Annotated in this window: 21 protein-coding genes; 14 read left to right on the top strand and 7 right to left on the bottom strand. The window is 66.5% G+C overall.

Translation table 11 applies throughout. From position 1 onward, the window contains the following. Window positions 1–3 precede the first annotated feature (3 nt). The 6 genes from HMP09_RS11090 to HMP09_RS11065 form a co-directional block, all read right to left on the bottom strand. Entirely contained in the window at window positions 4–849 is an 846-nt protein-coding gene (locus tag HMP09_RS11090; RefSeq protein ID WP_176500413.1) for a lytic transglycosylase domain-containing protein, read from the bottom strand. Between the two features lie 185 nt (window positions 850–1,034). Next, window positions 1,035–1,352, bottom strand: a complete 318-nt coding sequence (locus HMP09_RS11085) for a flagellar protein FlgN (RefSeq protein WP_176500412.1) — start codon at window positions 1,350–1,352, stop codon at window positions 1,035–1,037. After that, on the bottom strand, window positions 1,339–1,644 hold the full coding sequence (flgM, locus tag HMP09_RS11080) for a flagellar biosynthesis anti-sigma factor FlgM (protein WP_443026417.1): 306 nt from the start codon (window positions 1,642–1,644) through the stop codon (window positions 1,339–1,341). Before flgM ends, HMP09_RS11085 begins: the two co-directional genes overlap by 14 nt. Window positions 1,645–1,769: 125 nt before the next feature. Continuing rightward, window positions 1,770–2,264: a flagella basal body P-ring formation protein FlgA gene (locus HMP09_RS11075; RefSeq protein ID WP_176500410.1), complete on the bottom strand. Its 495-nt coding sequence runs from the start codon at window positions 2,262–2,264 to the stop codon at window positions 1,770–1,772. Beyond that, window positions 2,261–2,812: a hypothetical protein gene (locus tag HMP09_RS11070; RefSeq protein WP_176500409.1), complete on the bottom strand. Its 552-nt coding sequence runs from the start codon at window positions 2,810–2,812 to the stop codon at window positions 2,261–2,263. Before HMP09_RS11070 ends, HMP09_RS11075 begins: the two co-directional genes overlap by 4 nt. Further along, on the bottom strand, window positions 2,809–3,483 hold the full coding sequence (locus HMP09_RS11065) for a motility protein A (protein ID WP_176500408.1): 675 nt from the start codon (window positions 3,481–3,483) through the stop codon (window positions 2,809–2,811). Before HMP09_RS11065 ends, HMP09_RS11070 begins: the two co-directional genes overlap by 4 nt. Before the next feature lie 647 nt (window positions 3,484–4,130). Here HMP09_RS11065 and HMP09_RS11060 point away from each other — a divergent pair. From HMP09_RS11060 to HMP09_RS11000, 13 genes are all read left to right on the top strand, one after another. Then, entirely contained in the window at window positions 4,131–4,409 is a 279-nt protein-coding gene (locus HMP09_RS11060) for a flagellar basal body rod protein FlgB (RefSeq protein WP_443026467.1), read from the top strand. Between the two features lies 1 nt (window position 4,410). After that, window positions 4,411–4,821 carry a flagellar basal body rod protein FlgC gene (gene flgC / locus HMP09_RS11055; RefSeq protein ID WP_176500406.1) on the top strand — a complete coding sequence of 137 codons (411 nt, stop codon included), beginning with the start codon at window positions 4,411–4,413 and terminating at the stop codon, window positions 4,819–4,821. Window positions 4,822–4,823: 2 nt separating this feature from the next. Next, window positions 4,824–5,504: a flagellar hook assembly protein FlgD gene (locus HMP09_RS11050; protein WP_176500405.1), complete on the top strand. Its 681-nt coding sequence runs from the start codon at window positions 4,824–4,826 to the stop codon at window positions 5,502–5,504. 28 nt (window positions 5,505–5,532) lie between these two features. Next, entirely contained in the window at window positions 5,533–6,801 is a 1,269-nt protein-coding gene (locus tag HMP09_RS11045) for a flagellar hook protein FlgE (protein WP_176500404.1), read from the top strand. 24 nt (window positions 6,802–6,825) lie between these two features. Further along, the gene (flgF, locus tag HMP09_RS11040) at window positions 6,826–7,578 is read left to right on the top strand and encodes a flagellar basal-body rod protein FlgF (RefSeq protein ID WP_176500403.1); all 753 of its coding nucleotides are present in this window, start codon (window positions 6,826–6,828) and stop codon (window positions 7,576–7,578) included. A gap of 13 nt (window positions 7,579–7,591) precedes the next feature. Beyond that, entirely contained in the window at window positions 7,592–8,380 is a 789-nt protein-coding gene (gene flgG, locus HMP09_RS11035; protein WP_056480241.1) for a flagellar basal-body rod protein FlgG, read from the top strand. Then, complete coding sequence (locus HMP09_RS11030) at window positions 8,380–9,069, top strand: flagellar basal body L-ring protein FlgH (protein ID WP_176501721.1); 690 nt, start codon at window positions 8,380–8,382, stop codon at window positions 9,067–9,069. The genes flgG and HMP09_RS11030 overlap by 1 nt, the downstream gene beginning before the upstream one ends. A 134-nt stretch (window positions 9,070–9,203) precedes the next feature. Next, window positions 9,204–10,304 carry a flagellar basal body P-ring protein FlgI gene (locus HMP09_RS11025; RefSeq protein WP_176501719.1) on the top strand — a complete coding sequence of 367 codons (1,101 nt, stop codon included), beginning with the start codon at window positions 9,204–9,206 and terminating at the stop codon, window positions 10,302–10,304. Beyond that, complete coding sequence (locus HMP09_RS18425) at window positions 10,301–10,624, top strand: rod-binding protein (RefSeq protein ID WP_232090187.1); 324 nt, start codon at window positions 10,301–10,303, stop codon at window positions 10,622–10,624. Before HMP09_RS11025 ends, HMP09_RS18425 begins: the two co-directional genes overlap by 4 nt. Continuing rightward, a complete protein-coding gene (flgK, locus tag HMP09_RS11015) occupies window positions 10,621–11,967 on the top strand; it encodes a flagellar hook-associated protein FlgK (protein ID WP_176500402.1) in 1,347 nt (448 codons plus the stop codon). The genes HMP09_RS18425 and flgK overlap by 4 nt, the downstream gene beginning before the upstream one ends. Window positions 11,968–11,972: 5 nt before the next feature. Continuing rightward, window positions 11,973–12,893: a flagellin N-terminal helical domain-containing protein gene (locus HMP09_RS11010; protein WP_176500401.1), complete on the top strand. Its 921-nt coding sequence runs from the start codon at window positions 11,973–11,975 to the stop codon at window positions 12,891–12,893. 92 nt (window positions 12,894–12,985) lie between these two features. After that, window positions 12,986–13,849: a flagellar motor stator protein MotA gene (motA, locus tag HMP09_RS11005; RefSeq protein ID WP_056061555.1), complete on the top strand. Its 864-nt coding sequence runs from the start codon at window positions 12,986–12,988 to the stop codon at window positions 13,847–13,849. Between the two features lie 4 nt (window positions 13,850–13,853). Further along, window positions 13,854–14,759, top strand: coding sequence for a flagellar motor protein MotB (locus HMP09_RS11000; RefSeq protein ID WP_176500400.1), 906 nt, complete (start codon window positions 13,854–13,856; stop codon window positions 14,757–14,759). Between the two features lie 107 nt (window positions 14,760–14,866). Here the strand turns inward: HMP09_RS11000 and HMP09_RS10995 are convergent, their stop codons facing one another. Further along, window positions 14,867–15,367: a MucR family transcriptional regulator gene (locus tag HMP09_RS10995; protein ID WP_176500399.1), complete on the bottom strand. Its 501-nt coding sequence runs from the start codon at window positions 15,365–15,367 to the stop codon at window positions 14,867–14,869. 356 nt (window positions 15,368–15,723) lie between these two features. Here HMP09_RS10995 and HMP09_RS10990 point away from each other — a divergent pair, with 356 nt between their 5' ends. Then, window positions 15,724–16,221: a hypothetical protein gene (locus HMP09_RS10990; RefSeq protein ID WP_176500398.1), complete on the top strand. Its 498-nt coding sequence runs from the start codon at window positions 15,724–15,726 to the stop codon at window positions 16,219–16,221. The last annotated feature ends 131 nt before the right edge of the window (window positions 16,222–16,352 follow it).

The following is a 16,352-nucleotide window of genomic DNA, read 5'->3' as shown; positions in this document are numbered from 1 at the left end:
CGCTTAGCCGCCGAGCCGTGCGAGCATCATATAGGCGAGTCGCGCGGTGTCGGGCGTCGGGCGTAGGATGCTGGCGGCGGCCTGCGTCGTATTGCCGGTGAACCTGTTCATCGCCGTAGTAGCCCAGGCGAGCGCGTCGTCGGCGCTTTCGTTGCTGCCGGTGACGACCGTGCTGCCATCCATGTCGAGTGCCTGCGACGCGTAGCTGGTGGCGCTCGCGGTCGCACTCGCGCCCGCCGCCGCGCCGCCGAGCTTGTCGCCGAAGCGGTCGTAGATCGCCGACAGCGTGCGCGGCTGGTTGTTCTTATCGTAGAAGACATTGTGGTTCGCGCGCGCGGCGGCGGGGAACAGTGCAGCACCACTCGCCTGCGGGTTCGCCTGCATCGTCTTGAGGAACTTGGTCGCGCCGCCGAGGCCCATGAAATGCGCCATATACAGGTCGGTGCCCGACGCCGGACGGTTCAGCGAGCCTTCGAGCGAAGCCTTGTTGTCCGACGCATACTCGGCGGCCATCAGCGAGGCGGCGCCCGGATCGTTGCGCAGCGCGAGGATCGCCGCCTTGGTGCCGGCATCGCCGACCGAGAGCTTGCCGCTCGCCGACTGGCCGATGCTGTTGGCGGCCCAGGCCATGCCGTGCTCTGCGCCGTGCTTCTTGACGACCGAGAGCCAGCTTTGCTCGATGAACTGATAGAGGCCCGAGGCGCTCGACGTGCCGGCCTTGGCATTGGCGTTGAGCCCGCTTTCGAGCTTTGCCTGGCCCAGCAGATAGTCGAAATCCACGCCGGTCTTGCTGCTCGCAAGCGCGATCGCGGACTGGATCCGGCCGGTAGTGATGGAATTGACAGTCATGCCCGTGTGCGGTGCCCCTGGTTCAGGGGTTTCTCAGCAAGGGCCGTGCCAGTTTCGGTCGTTTGGTTCGCGTGGCGCCGTCATCCTGACGAAAGTCAGGATCCAGAGCCACGTAGTGCTGCCCTCAGTTACTCTGGATCCTGACTTTCGTCAGGATGACGGAGGTTGAGGGGCAAGCGTGGTGATCAGGCGTACGCCGCCCTGAGCCCTGGGCGATAGCCGGCAACGGCACCGTCGCCGGTCAGCGTTTGCAGGCGGCGGCGGACATTTGCCGCCATCAGGTTGGTATAGATCCGGCACGTCTCGTTGAGCCGGTTCGCCTCGTCCGCGAGCTCGCGGATTTCCGCGCCTGCGGGGCCGGTGCCGAGCAGCGCGACCTGTTCGATCCCGTCCAGCTTGTCGGCGGTCGCACGCTCGAGGCTGGCGACGTCGTTCGATTTCAGCGCAGCGATCTCGGCATGGAGCGCGTCGATCACGCGGATCAGGGCATCACGCCTTTTCATGGGAAGTCCAGTCCAAGCGGAGCGCCATCAGACGATCGGCGATGGTGGCGGGAAGGATGGGAAAGGTGCCGCTGGCGATCGCCTTCTTGATCTCGGCGACGCGCGAGGCGTTGATCGGCGGCGACGACGCCATCGACTTGGCCAGCGCGATCGACTCGGGCAATACCGAGGTCGGTTTCTGGCCGGACGCCTGGGATGACGACGTCTGAACGCCCGTCGCCGGCGTCGCGGCGGCGATGCGCGCGACGGAGCGATCTCCTGCTACTGACGGCTTCGCGCCGATCGAGTCCACCATGTCCGCATCCTCTAATCTGCGCTGACATCAGGAGAAACGGCTGCACCGGCAAAACCTTTAGCGAAATTAATCTGTTGGGCTGAATTTAGTTCGACCCGCTTTCGACCCCCGTTCGACTAGGCTCAGTTCGACCAACCGGGCAGCGTCGCGCGCCCCGCCTCCACCGCGATCGCCTGGACCGGCGTACGCGTGTCGTCGACCTTGACCATGAAGCGTCCACCCGGTGCGGCGTCGCCCATCGCGACGCCTTCGCGGCTGATCGAAAAGCCCCCGGTGCCCGCCTCGATCACGATCGGATCGCCGCGCTTGATGACCGGGGCGGTCTTCACGGCGGGGGCGAACGACGCGGCGATCGCGGCCGGGGCATTGGCCGGACGAATGACCGGCACGAAGATTCGCCACGCGGGGCCAGCGCACGACACGACGACCGCGTCATGCTGTTCGGAGCGCCACGACAGCGACACGGTCGGGCACGTCGCGAGCCGCAGTCGCGCATCGACGGGCGTGCGCGCGCCGCCCTCGGCGCCGGTCGGGCGGCCGGTGAACGCAGCGACCGAGGCGTCGAGCGCGGCGGTATCCTGGAAGCTGGCGGCCATGAGCAGGAACGGAATGATCATTGGGCAGTCCTCTGGATTTGGCCCCTCGGGGGTTCGCCGACAAAGGCGACGGAGACGATCGCGGCACGGCGGCCGGGTTTGGTGGCGGTGACGATCGCGACCCTTGAAGGCGCCACCGCGGCGAGTGCGGCGGCGACCGTCCGCGCGCGGTCGGCGGCGAGGATCGCGGCGCTGCCGGTGACCCGGTCGATATCGGCGGGCGTGCCGTCGGTAGAGCCGGTGACGGTGAGCATCACGCGGGGATCGCGCGCGGCTTCCCGTGCCCAGGCGACGAGCGCGCCCGGCGTGGTCGGCAGGATCGCCGAGCCGGCTGCGAAATCGAGGATGCCGGCGGCGGCGACGGGCATCGGTGCAGGTTCGGCATCGGTGGCGCCGAAGCCTTGGCGGATGCCCTTGGCGAGATCCCGTTTCGACATACCGGCGCTGCCGATGTGCTGGGTCGCCTGGAGGAGCACGAGGAAGCCGACCAGCAGTAAGGCGAGGTCGGCGAGCGTGATGAGCCAAAGTGGCTTGCCGGTCGGCGCGTCGGGATATTCGCTGGCGTTCACGCGACGGTTGCCAGCGTCGGTGGCGAAACCGGCGCGACATAACCGCGCGGCGTCTCGCGTTCTGCGAGCGCCACGATCGGGGCTTCGATCCGCGCGCGCTCGAAGGCTTCGTTGCGCCCTTGCGTGCGCAGGCGGTTGGCGATCGGCATGAAAAGCAGGTTCGCGAGCAGCGCACTATAGAGCGTTGCGAGCAACGCCACCGCCATCGCACCGCCGATCGCGCCGGGATCGCTCATCGTCGCGAACATCTGCGCGAGGCCGATCAGCGTGCCGACCATGCCCATCGCCGGTGCGATCTCGGCGGCACTCGCCCAGACGTCGGCGGCGGCGACGTGACGCTCTATGCGAGCGCGACGGCGGTGCTGGACGAGCGTGGCGACGTCCGTTGCCGAGGCCCCGTCGACGATCGCGGCGATCCCGGCGGCGACGTCCGCATCGGTGATGACCGAGCGGTCGAGCGCCATCACGCCGTGGCGCTTGGCGATGCGGGCGAGGGCGGTGATCTGGAGGAGCAGCGGGTCGGCGTCGAACCGGCCGCGGCCGAGCGTGGTGACGGCCGCGAGCGCACGGCCGAGATCGCGGAACGGGGTACGGAGGACGACAGCGAGCGCCGTACCCCCACCGACGATGGCGAGCGCTGCGGGGTCGAGGAATTGGGCGAGCGTTATCATGTGCGTGGGGTGATGCAAGGGACGGGCCATATTGGTTTGTTGGGCGCCCCGTCATGCCCAACCTGTTCCGGTATCCACCGTGCCACGTACTCAACGGTGTCGAGGTTGCGGAACGGTGGACCCCGGAACAGATCCGGGGTGACGGAGTGGTGGGAGCTCTCAATCCCTCTACAAACGCACCTCCCCGGCGGGGGCCGGGCCCCAGTTGGGAAACGTTGCTTACCGAGGGTGCGCGTCGTCACTGTAACCTCTCCAACTGGACCCCGGCCTCCGCCGGGGTGGTGGCGGTGAGTGAGCGATACCCTCGCCTCCATGTTCTCCCGCGAAGGCGGGAGCCCAGTCTGGGTCCTCGCCTTCGCGAGGACACATCGTGGCAGTGAGGGCCCCCAATCCGGTTTGCCACCCTGACCCAGCCAACCGGCAGCCCGATTGCCGCTCACCCCTGCCGCACCGGCAATCGCTTGCCGTTCGCCTTGCCGCCCACCTGCCGCCGCCCGGCAAACCACCATCCCCCGCCCTTGCCGCGCAAACTGGCACGGCCATTGCTTATGTCCGGTTGCGCAATGGGTGCGCCAGGAGACGGGCTTGTGTCAGGCGACACGCTTTTCGGGGTTCATGGGGCAGCACTCGAGGTGCGCTCGCAGCGCATGGGTGTGCTGGCGTCGAACATCGCCAACGCCTCGACGCCCGGCTTCAAGGCGCGCGACATCGATTTCCAGGCCGCGCTCGCGTCGGTCGAGAATGATGGCAGCACCAGCGCTGCAACCAAATACCGTATCCCGACGCAGACCTCGATGGACGGCAACACCGTCGAGCTGAGCCAGGAGCAGACCGCCTTCGCCGAAAACGCCGTCCAGTATCAGACGACGCTGTCGTTCCTGAACGGGCGGATCGGCCAGATCACGCGCGCGCTGAAGGGGGAATAAGATGTCCAATCAGCCCATGACGATCTTCCAGGTGGCAGGGCGCGCGATGTCCGCGCAGCTCGTCCGGATGAATACGACCGCGTCGAACCTCGCCAATGCCGGCGGCACGACCGGGTCCGCGGAGACCGCGTACAAGACGATGAAGCCGGTGTTCCGCACCAGCTTCGACAGGCTGAGCGGCATGTCGACGGTCGATGTCGAGCGCGTCGTCACTGCAGGCGATGCGCCGACCAAGCGCTACGATCCCGACAATCCGATGGCCGACAAGGATGGCAACATCTTCGAGGCGGCGGTCGATGAAACCCGCGAGTTGGTCGACATGATGGAGACCGCGCGCAGCTACCAGAACAACATCGAAGTGATGAACACGGCCAAGTCGCTCATCATCGATACCCTCAAGCTAGGCCGCTGATCATGGCAACCTCCTTCGATACCACGCTGTCCAACCTCGGCATCACGCGCTCCTCGTCGGCCGCCGCGGCAACCACGACCAAGTCGTCCAGCGCGCTCGGCCAGTCCGACTTCCTGAAGCTGATGACCGCGCAGATGCAGAACCAGGACCCGTTCAACCCGGTCGATAACACCCAGATGGTCGCGCAGATGGCGCAGATCTCGACCACCTCGGGCATCTCCGAGATGAACACGACGATGAAGGCGATCGCCGACAAGCTCGGCGTCACCAGCACCAGCGAAGCGATGGGCTATGTCGGCAAGACCGTCCTGACCGCGGGCAGCGTTGCCTATGGTCGCGCGGCCGGTGGCATCGCCGGGTCGGTCGAGCTGGCCGGCGCCGCGACCGACGTCAACGTCACGATCAGCGATGCGAACGGCGCGGTCCTGAAGACCATGTCGCTCGGCAAGCAGGCCAAGGGCACGATCGGCTACGACTGGGACGGCAAGGACAGCGCGGGTGCGGACGCCGGCAGCGGCCCGTTCACCGTCGCGGTCGCCGCGCAGAACACCGGCACCACGGTCGCCGCGACGGGCCTGGTCTGGGCGCCGGTCCAGTCGGTGTCGACCACCACCGGCGCCGCCATCCTCACGCTTCCCGGCCTCGGCGAAATCCCCGCCACCGCCGTCCGCCAGATCGGCTGAACCCAGAGTTTCCAGGAGCTAAACCGCCATGTCCTTCTACACTTCGCTCTCCGGGCTGCAGGCGTCTCAGACCGAGATGTCGACGATCTCGCACAACCTCGCGAACGTTGCGACCAACGGCTTCAAGAAGAGCCGCACCGAATTCGCCGACGTGATCGCGTCGAGCGTGTCGCAGGCGCCGTCGCAGCAGATCGGCTCGGGTACGGTCGTGAAGGCCAACCGCCAGCAATTCTCGCAAGGGAATTTGATCCAGTCGTCGAACAGCCTCGATCTCGCGGTGTCGGGCGACGGCTTCTTCGCGGTCAAGCCGAACGCGGAATCGGCGACCGTGAACTACACGCGCAACGGCGGCTTCCTGGTCGATTCGAACCGCTACGTGGTCGATTCGCAGGGGTCGCACCTGCAGGTGTTCCCGGTCGACGGCTCGGGCACGGTCGTGGCGACCGGCGTCGATTCCGCGCTGAGCCTGCGCCTGCCCGAGACGAGCGGTACGCCGGTGCCGACCAGGGCGGTCACGATGACGCTGAACCTCAACGCGAACTCGGCGGTCCCGCCGACGGCGACGTTCGACCGGTTCGATCCGTCGAGCTACAACCAGTCCGCGCAGACCACCGTCTATGATGTGTCGGGCAACGCGATGACGCTGACCAATTATTTCAAGCGCATCTCAGCCCCGACCGACGCCAACGCGACCAGCGGCTGGGAAGTCCACAGCTTCGTCGGCGACAAGGAACTGACGACCGCGGGTGCCAAGGGCACGGCGATGACGTTCGACGCGACGGGCAAGATGACCGCGCCCGCTGCGACCATCAAATATGACGAGTTCACCACTGCGAACTCGACCGATCCGCAGCAGATCGACTTCACCCTGGGTGCCGGTACGACGCAAGTGTCGAGCGCGTTCAACGTCGCCTCGCGGTCGCAGGACGGCAAGGCGGTCGGCCAGATCCAGGGCGTCGCCGTCGACGAGAAGGGCATGGTCAACGCCAGCTTCTCGAACGGCGACACGCAGGTGCTGGGGCAGGTGATGCTCGCCAACTTCTCCAATCCCGAGGGTCTGCGCCAGCTGGGCAGCAGCTATTGGTCGTCGACCGGCATCTCGGGCGAGGCCAAGCTCGGTTCGGCGGACACCAACGGCTTCGGCAAGCTGATGTCCGGAACGATCGAGGGATCGAACGTCGATATCACCGAGGAGCTGGTCAACCTGATCGCGGCACAGCGCAATTTCCAGGCGAACTCGAAGGCGCTCGATACCGCCAACCAGATCTCCGAAACCATCTTCAACATCCGCAGCTAAGCGCAGGCGAGCAGGGGACCCTGAATGGACAAGCTGGTCTACACCGCGGCGACGGGCCTGCGCGCGCACATGGCGGCGCAGGCGGCGATCGCCAACAACATGGCGAACGCGTCGACCACCGGATTCCGCGCCGATCGCGTGGTGTTCGACCGGCTGAACCTGAAGGGTGATGGCACCACGATCGAGGCGCGCGCGCCGACCTCGGAGGAGGTGACCGATGCCGATCGGTCGCCCGGCGCGATCCAGCTGACCGGGCGTCCGCTCGACGTCGCGATTACCGGCACCACGGCCTGGCTGGCGGTGCAGGCGTCGGATGGCTCCGAGGCCTATACCCGCCGCGGTGATCTGGAAGTGGCGCCATCGGGCGTGTTGCAGACTGGCGACGGGCATCCGGTGATCGGCTCGGGGGGGCCGATCACCTTGCCGCCCTACCAGTCGCTGACGATCGCCGCCGATGGGACCATCTCGATCGTGCCGCAGGGTGGCGACGCCAACGCGCCGCAGGTGATCGACAAGCTCAAGCTCGCCGACACCAAGGGCTCGGACACGGTCAAGGGCCTCGACAATTTGCTGCGCGTCCGCGGCGGGGGGGCGCTGCCCGAGGACCTGGATGCCAGGGTCCAGGGCGGCGCGGTCGAGGGATCCAACGTCAACATGACTCAGGCGCTGGTCGACATGATCGAGAACCAGCGCAGCTACGAAGTCCAGGCCAACATGATGAAATCCGCCAAGGAAATCGACGAAAGCGGTGCATCGCTGATGCGCCTGCCGAGCTAGAGGAAACAGACCGATGTCATCCGCAGCCATGCATATCGCGCGCACCGGGCTCGACGCCCAGGACATGCGCATGCGCGTCATCTCGAACAATCTCGCCAACGTGAACACGACGGGGTTCAAGAAGGATCGCGCCGCGTTCGAGACGCTCGCCTACCAGACCGTCACGACGCCCGGCACGCAGAGCACTGCCGAGACGAAATACGCGACCGGGCTGAACCTCGGCACCGGCGTCCGTATCCAGGGCACCGCGCGGATGGATACGCAGGGCGCGATGCAGACGACCGGCAACAGCCTCGACCTCGCGCTCGACGGCGACGGCTATTTCCAGGTGCAGATGCCCGGCGGTACGCTCGGCTACACCCGCGCCGGCAATTTCTCGCGCTCGGCCGAGGGCCTGCTGGTCACCAGCGAAGGCTATCAGGTGCAGCCCGGCATCACCGTCCCCGAGGGGACGACCGGGATCACGATCGGCCGCGACGGCACGGTCTCGGCGACCGTGCCCGGCCAGACCGAAGCATCGCAGATCGGCCAGATCCAGGTCGCCAGCTTCCCGAACGGCGCAGGCCTCCAGGCGACGGGCGACAATTACCTGGTCGAGACCGCGGCGAGCGGCGCGGCGAATGTCGGCATCGCGGGGCAGGACGGTCGTGGCGGCATCAAGCAGGGCATGCTCGAGGCGTCGAACGTCAACGTCGTCGAGGAACTGGTCGACATGATCGAGACGCAGCGCGCGTACGAGGTCAATTCGAAGATGATCTCGGCGACCGACGACATGCTCAAATACGTCAACCAGAACCTGTGATGCGCACCGCCCAGATCGCCGCAATCGCCGGCACGCTCGTCATCGCAGGGCTTGGCGCGTCGTCCGCGGAGGCGAGCCTCTTCGGCAAGAAGGCGCCGCCCGAGGATTTTTCGGTCGCGCGTCCCTTGCCGGTTCAGCCGGTACCCGTCGTCGCGACCGGCTCGATCTTCCAGGCGCAGGACGGCTACGCCGCGCTCTATGAAGGCTGGCGCGCGCGGAAGGTCGGCGATCCGCTGACGATCGTGCTGGTCGAGCGCACGGCGGCCTCGAAATCGTCGGGCTCGAAACTGGACAGCAACGGTTCGGGCAGCATCACGCCGCCGACCACCGGCGCGCTCAACCTGTTCGGCAGGACCGACGCGACGATCAGCGGCGGGCGGACCTTCAACGGCACCGGCGCCGCCGACCAGGCGAACTCGCTGTCGGGCGAGGTCAGCGTGACGGTGGCGGCGGTTTATCCCAACGGTACGATGCTCGTGCAGGGCCAGAAGCGCGTGACGCTCAACCGCGGCGACGAGTTCCTGAAGATCAAGGGCCTGGTCCGCACCGCCGACGTCGACCGCGACAACCGCGTGCTGTCGACGCGCGTGGCCGATGCGCAGATCTCGTACACCGGCAAGGGCGACGTCGCCCGCGCCGGCCGCCAGGGGTGGCTCGGCCGCTTCTTCTCCGTCGTCAGCCCGTTTTGATGGTAATGCTCATGCGCGCGCGCACATTCCGCCCGAAATTCCGTTCGTCCCGAGTAGCCGCCGAGCTTGTCGAGATGGCGTATCGAGGGACCTGTATCTTGATACGAGCCCTCGACACGCTCGGTCTCTACTCGATACGAACGGCAGGATGGGTGGTGCTCGCGCTGGTATCGCTCCTCATCGCCGCGCCGGCCTCCGCCGACCGGATCAAGGACCTGGGCGGGTTCCAGGGGATCCGGTCGAACCAGCTCACCGGCTACGGCATCGTCGTCGGCCTGCCCGGCACCGGCGACGACAATCTCGAATACACCGTGCAGTCGTTGAAGGCGGTCGTCTCGCGCTTCGGCCTGCAGCTGCCGCCGAACGCGAACCCCGGCATGAAGAACGCCGCGGTCGTGATGATCACTGCCGAACTGCCGCCGTTCGCCAAGCCCGGCCAGCGGCTGGACATCACGGTCGCGTCGATGGGCAAGGCCAAATCGCTTCGTGGCGGCAGCCTGATCATGACCCCGTTGCTCGGCGCGGATAACCAGATCTACGCGATGGCGCAGGGCAACCTCGCGGTCGGCGGGCTGGGGGCAGAAGGCGCGGACGGGTCGAAGATCGTCGTCAACGTTCCCTCGACCGGCCGCATTCCCGAAGGCGCCACCGTCGAGCGCGCGGTCGCGACCGGGTTCGACAGCGCGCCGACGCTGACCTTCAATCTCGTGCGCGCCGACTTCACCACCGCGCAGAACGTCGCCGGCGCGATAAACTCGAAATTGGGCTTCGGCAGCGCGCAGGCGATCGACGCAGTGTCGGTCGCGGTGCGTGCGCCGATCGGCGCCGACATCCGTGCGACCCTCATGTCGACGATCGAGAATCTCGACGTCGTTTCCGCCGAGCCGTCCGCCAAGGTGATCGTCAACGCGCGCACCGGGACGGTCGTCATCAACTCGGCGGTCCGCGTCGGGCCGGCGGCGATCACCCACGGCAAGATGACGGTGCGGATCGACGAGAAGCCGCAGGTCAGCCAGCCAGCCCCGTTCAGCGGTGGCCAGACCGTCGTCACGCCGAACAGCGCGGTTGCGGTCGAGGAGGAGCGTCGCCCGATGTTCCTGCTCGCGCCCGGCCCCAAGCTCGCCGACATCGTCAAGGCGGTCAACGCGATCGGCGCCTCTCCGGCTGACCTTGTCGCGATCCTCGAGGCGCTGAAGGAAGCCGGCGCGCTCAAGGCCGAGTTGATCGTCCTGTGAGCCCGATCTCGGCACCCGCAGCCACGACGGGAATCTCGACCGATACGAGCCGGCTCAAGTCGAAGGACAATCTCGACAAGGCGGGCGAGAAGTTCGAGGCGGTCTTCACCGGCATGATGCTGAAAAGCATGCGGCAGGCGAAGCTCAGCGATCCATTGTTCGGTTCGAAGGCGATCGACACCTTCACCGACATGCAGGACGGGCTGATCGCGAAGTCGATGGCCGAGCACACGCCGCTCGGCATCGGCAAGGCGATGACCGATTTTCTCGCCAAGTCTCAATCCGATCTTAACCAGGCCGCGGCAGGCTCGCCACCATGAGCGATCTCCTCTCGATCGGCGCCTCGGGCGTGCGCGCGTACCAGACCGCGCTGTCGACGGTGTCGGAGAACATCGCGAACACGGGCACCGCGGGCTATACCCGGCGGACGACGACGCTCGCCGAAGTCTCATCGGTCGGTGGCGGGCTGAACGCGCGCAACGCGCTCAGCAGCAGCGGCGTCACCGTGACCGGCATCGGCCGCAGCGCCGACGCCTACCGGTCGCAAGCGGTCCGCACGGCCGGCACCGATCTCGCCAAGACCGAAGCCGGCATCACCTGGATGAACCGGATCGAGACGGCGCTCGGCGACAACCAGCTTGGCGACCGCATCACCGGCTTCTTCACGGCCGCACAGAAACTTGCCGCCGATCCCTCGTCGGAGCCGGCGCGCGCCGTCATGCTCGAAGCGGCCGGGACGGCTGCCGCCGCGTTCACCGCAACCGGGCGCGCGCTCGACACCGCGACCGCCGATCTCGATTCGACCGCGTCGCAGGCGGTGCAGTCGTTCAACGCACTCGGCACCGCGCTCGCCAGGATCAACGACGGCATCGCGCGGACCCAGCCGGGATCGTCGATCGCCGCGCAGCTCGCCGACCAGCGCGACCAGATGCTCGAACAGATGAGCACGATCGCCGACATCACCACGTCGTTCGATACGCTCGGGCGGACCACCGTCCGGCTCGGCGGCGCGACCGGCGCGGTGTTCGTCGCAGGCGGCTCGAGCGAGCAGATCTCCTACGCTCGGAACGGCGAAGGCGCGGTGCAGTTCGCAGTGACCGGCGTGGGCGGTGCATCGGCCGTGTCGCCGACCGGCGGCGCCCTGGCCGGCTTCGCGGAAGGGGCACAGCGTCTCGCCGCCGCGCGCGGATCGCTCAACGCCATCGCCAGCGACTTCACCGCGAAGGTCAATGCGGTCCAGGCGCAGGGCCGCGACCTGAACGGCACCGCCGGCGCGCCGCTGTTCGCGACCGGCGCCACGCCGACCGACATTGCGGTCTCGCTGACCGACCCGCGCGAAATCGCCGCGGCGGGCTCCACTGGCGGCCCGCGCGATGCGTCCAACCTTGCCGCGTTGCAGGCGGTCCGCACTAGCGGCGCGTTCGAGAGGCGCACCACGACGTTGATCGCCGGCAACGCCGCCGCGCTCGAACAGCGCAAGGTCGTCGCCGATGCCCAGGGCGCGATCCGCGACGGCGCGGTCAGTGCGCTCGCGTCCGCCTCGGGTGTCGATCTCGATAGCGAAGCGGTCGACCTGCTGCGCTTCCAGCAGGCCTATCAAGCGTCGAGCCGCGTGATCCAGACCGCGCGCGACACGCTCCAGACCATCCTCGATCTACGGTAACGCCCATGCAGATCGCGACCAGCCTATTCTACGACCGCGCAGCAGCGTCGATGTCGTCGCTTGGGGCGAAGACGGACCAGTTGCAGACGCAGATCTCGACCGGCACCAGATTATCGGCACCGTCCTCCGACAGTGCCGCCTACCAGCGCCTCGCTGGGCTGAAGCGCGATACCGTCAACGACAAGGCCTATGTCGCCAATCTAGGCACCGCCGAATCCATTCTGAAGCAGGGCGACACCAGCCTTTCCGCGATTACCGACCAGCTGCAGAGCGCGACCGAGCTGGTGACGCAGGCAAAGACCGGCACGCTGAACGCGGCAAACCGCAAGGCGATCGGCGAGCAGATCGCCGGGATCGTCGCGACGCTGACCAATCTCGCCAACGCCAAGGACGCGCGCGGGCAGGCGCTGTTCGGAGGCGGTGACGGCGCGCCCGCGGTCGCGGTTGACGGCACCTACGCGCTCGCCGCCAAGCCGGTGTCGGCGATTCCGATCGGCGACGGCCAGAGCGTCCAGGCGAACGAGACCGCCGCGCGCATCTTCACCGTCGGCGGCACGACCAAGGCTGATGGCAGCATCGAGGGCGGCACCAACACGCTCGCGATGCTGTCCGCGATCGCCGCCGTGCTGCAATCGGACGATTTCACCGCGGGTTCGCTCGGTACGTCGCTCGCCGATCTCGGCGCCGCGGCGGACCAGGTGTCGACCGTCCAGGCGTCGCTCGGCGCGCGCGCCGTCCGGGTCGATCTGGAGACGACCCGGCTGACCGATGTCGCAGCAGACCGCGAGGCGACCCGGTCCGGGCTCGAGGATACCGACCTCACCACCACCGTGGTCGAGCTGCAGAAGACGATGACGATCCTGTCGGCCACGCAGGCGAGCTTTTCCAAGCTCTCGGCGCTGTCGCTGTTCGATTATCTGCGCTGAGCGGGCCGGCTGGTAACGGCTTGGCTACCAAATCCGGTTAACGCTCGCGCTACGCTACCGCCGTAATCGGTCCAGGGGGAATTTCGAACACCATGTTTCCGGTTATCGGCATCGTCGTCCTGCTCGTCATGGTGTTCGGCGGATTCGCCTTCACCGGCGGCGCGCTCGGCCCCGTCATGGAGGCCATTCCGCACGAGATGCTGATCATCGGCGGGGCCGCCGCCGGCGCGCTGATCATCGGCAATTCGGGCAAGGAGCTGAAAGGTCTCGGCGCTGGCCTCGGCAAGGTCTTCAAGGGCCCGAAATACAAGAAACAGGACTATCTCGACGTCATCTTCCTCGTCAGCAAGCTGATGAAGATGCTGCGGATGGACGGCCCGATCGCGCTCGAGCCGCATGTCGAGGATCCGCAGTCGTCCGCGGTGTTCGCCGAATATCCCAAGCTCCTGAAGGACAAGGCGCTCGTCAACCTGATCGCCGACACGCTGCGCCTGGTCGTGGTGTCGTCGGGCACGCTCGACGTGCACGCGGTCGAGGAGGTGATGGACCACTCGATCAAGACGCATCACCACGAGGAGGAGGCCGCGCACGGCACGCTCGCGAGCCTCGCCGACGCGTTGCCCGCGCTGGGTATCGTCGCGGCGGTGCTCGGCGTGGTGAAGACGATGGGCTCGATCGACAAGCCACCGTCGATTTTGGGCGCGATGATCGGCTCGGCGCTGGTCGGCACGTTCATGGGCGTGCTGCTGGCGTACGGAATCGTCGCGCCGCTCGCGAACCGGTTGAAGCAGGTGCTCGATGCCGATGCGTCGATCTACGACGTGGTGAAGCAGATCATCATTGCCTCGCTGCACGGCCATCCGCAGCCGCTGGTGATCGAGGCCGCGCGCTCGGGCATCGCGCACAAGAACCAGCCGGGCTTCGCCGAAGTCTTCGACGGGCTTCGCGGGAAGTAACCCGGTGGCCGCCCGCGCGCCTCACGGTACGAACCAGCCGCCCAAGGTCATCGTCAAGAAGATCTATATCGAGGCGCATGGCGGCCATCACGGTGGCGCGTGGAAAGTCGCCTATGCCGATTTCGTCACGGCAATGATGGCGTTCTTCCTGCTGCTGTGGATCGTCGGCGCGACCACCGAGAAACAGCGCAAGGGCATTGCGGATTACTTCGCTCCGACCATCCTCAACACGCGCTCGCTCGGGATCGGCGGCGGCGGGCTGTTCGGCGGTGAATCGATCCTCGACAAGAACCGCATCGGTCCCAAGCCCGGCCAGACCAGCATGGCGCAACTGGCGATCCCCGATGCCGGGCTCGGCGGTCCGTCGGCAGGGACGGGGCCCAAGGGGTCGTTGAAAAGCCGCGACGCGCTGACCAAGGAAGACCGCAAGAACTTCGCGGCGCTGCGTCGGCGCGTGCTTGGCCAGATCGCGGGGAACGCCAGATTGTCACGATTGCAGAACCATGTCCGGTTCTTGCCGACGCAGGACGGGATGCGGATCGACCTGGTCGACGACGCCAACTATTCGATGTTCGCGCTGGGTACGACCGCGCTCGATCCCGAGGCGTCGGCACTGATCGGCATGATCGCCGGCTCGGTGCAGGGCATGCGGAACCCGATCATGATCCGCGGGCATACCGACAGCGTACCGTACGGCGATCCGCGCGCGATGAACAACTGGATGCTGTCCTCAGGCCGCGCCGAGGCGACGCGGCGACGGTTGTTGTCGGGTGGCACGCCGGAGGAACGGTTCGAGCGGATCGAAGGCGTCGCCGATCGGGAGCCACTGATCGTCAAGGATCCCGCGGACCCGCGCAACCGCCGCGTCGCGATCACATTGCTCTACCGCCGCGGGCTCTTCGCGAAGTGATGGTCGCCAAGTGACGGTCGCAACGTAACGACTCAGCGCTCGGCGGCACCGACAAAAGGACCGGCGTCGCGAGACGCCGGTCCTTTTGTCGGTCCTCGCGGCGTCGCTTATTCAGCGGCGGCGGCGATGTCCGTCTTGCGCTTGCGCGTCGTCGCCTGGGCAGGCGCCGAGTCGGTCTTGCGCGGACCAGGCTTGCGAACGAGGCCGATCTTCTTCGCCATCGCGCGACGGCTTTCCGAGTAGTTTTCGGCGACCATCGGGTAATCGGGCTTCAGGCCATAACGTTCGCGGTATTCGGCAGGAGTCATGCCGTGCGTCGCGAGGTGACGGCGCAAAGTCTTGTACGACTTGCCGTCGATCATCGATATGATGTGATCCTTCGACGCGAGCGATTTGCGTGCCGTTACGGCAGGCGTGTATTCGGTCGCAGCTTCGACCGGAGCAGCCTCGGTCGTGGTGCCGAGCAACGTCGCGACGGTCTCATGCATTTTGCCGAGAAACGCGGGAACGTCATCAGCCGAACTCCGCGTATTCGGGTTGCCGAGCCAGGCGATCGTAGGTTCTGTTGCCAGCTCGACGGCATTCAGGTCAGTGGTATCTTCGGCCATAGTATACTCCATTGTCTGCGGACCCCGTAACGGCGTGTCACAGCGGGTTCAACCATCCAAAGACGGTTTCAGCCCATTAAATTGTAAAAATCGACCTTGGCAGCGTTTGTGCCTGATGATCCGATCATTTCGACTGCTCCAGATCAAAGTTCTCGATCCTGCAAACAACAGGCATGAGGCAGATATCGCCGGTCTCGGATGGTCGACGCCTGTCGTCGCGGCGGATAGAATTGGAGGAACGGTCGCGTGCATATCGTCGGCCGCGTCGATCGCTATCGCGCAACCTGTCCGGCACGCGTCGTACCTGCGATGCATCCTATCGATTGAGTTTCCGCATGCTTTCAGGACCCAACGGCGTGAACCGATCCGACCGCGCGAACCGCTCCAGTGGCATTGGGAGGACCGCGCACGCCCTATCCAAACCAGGGGCCAAACCGGGATCCTACTCGGGCAGCGACTGGCTGGCCAAACTCGGCGAGGGCGCTGCGGACGACGACGCGCCGGTGCTCAGAAGCGTCGGTGACCGACTGATGCCGCTGCGGATCGCGATCATCGCGCTGATTTCCCTGGTGATGCTCGGCCCGATCATGACCAACGTCGAGGGCGGCGACGGAAGCGTCGTACGACAGATCGGCTATCTCGCGATCCTGGTCGGCACGATCTTCGCGATCCGTCTGATGAAGTTGCCAGTCGGCAGCGCCCTTTCCGCGGGCGCTTCCACCGAGGATTCGCGGTTGCACATTTTCGATGCAATGACGCGTTCCCCGCGCGCCATGATCAGTCCGCTCGAAAATGCCGGGTTGTTAGCGCCCTCACCGAAGGAGGTTCTCACTGTGCTATCGAACACGGTGTAGGTGTAATCATCGTTTTTAGCAGTGATCTGCGATTCTCCGCCACCCGAATAGCTCCGCTTGGCGAAGGTCAGGTTATGCGAGCTAAGCTCCACCTTGCTGGGCGTTCCGTAGCGATAGACCGCACCCGAGCC

Origin of the sequence: Sphingomonas sp. HMP9, from assembly GCF_013374115.1 — a bacterium.
In the GTDB taxonomy this organism is placed as follows: domain Bacteria; phylum Pseudomonadota; class Alphaproteobacteria; order Sphingomonadales; family Sphingomonadaceae; genus Sphingomonas.
Note: the sequence above shows the minus strand (reverse complement) of the source record. Positions and strands in the feature narration are given on the sequence as shown.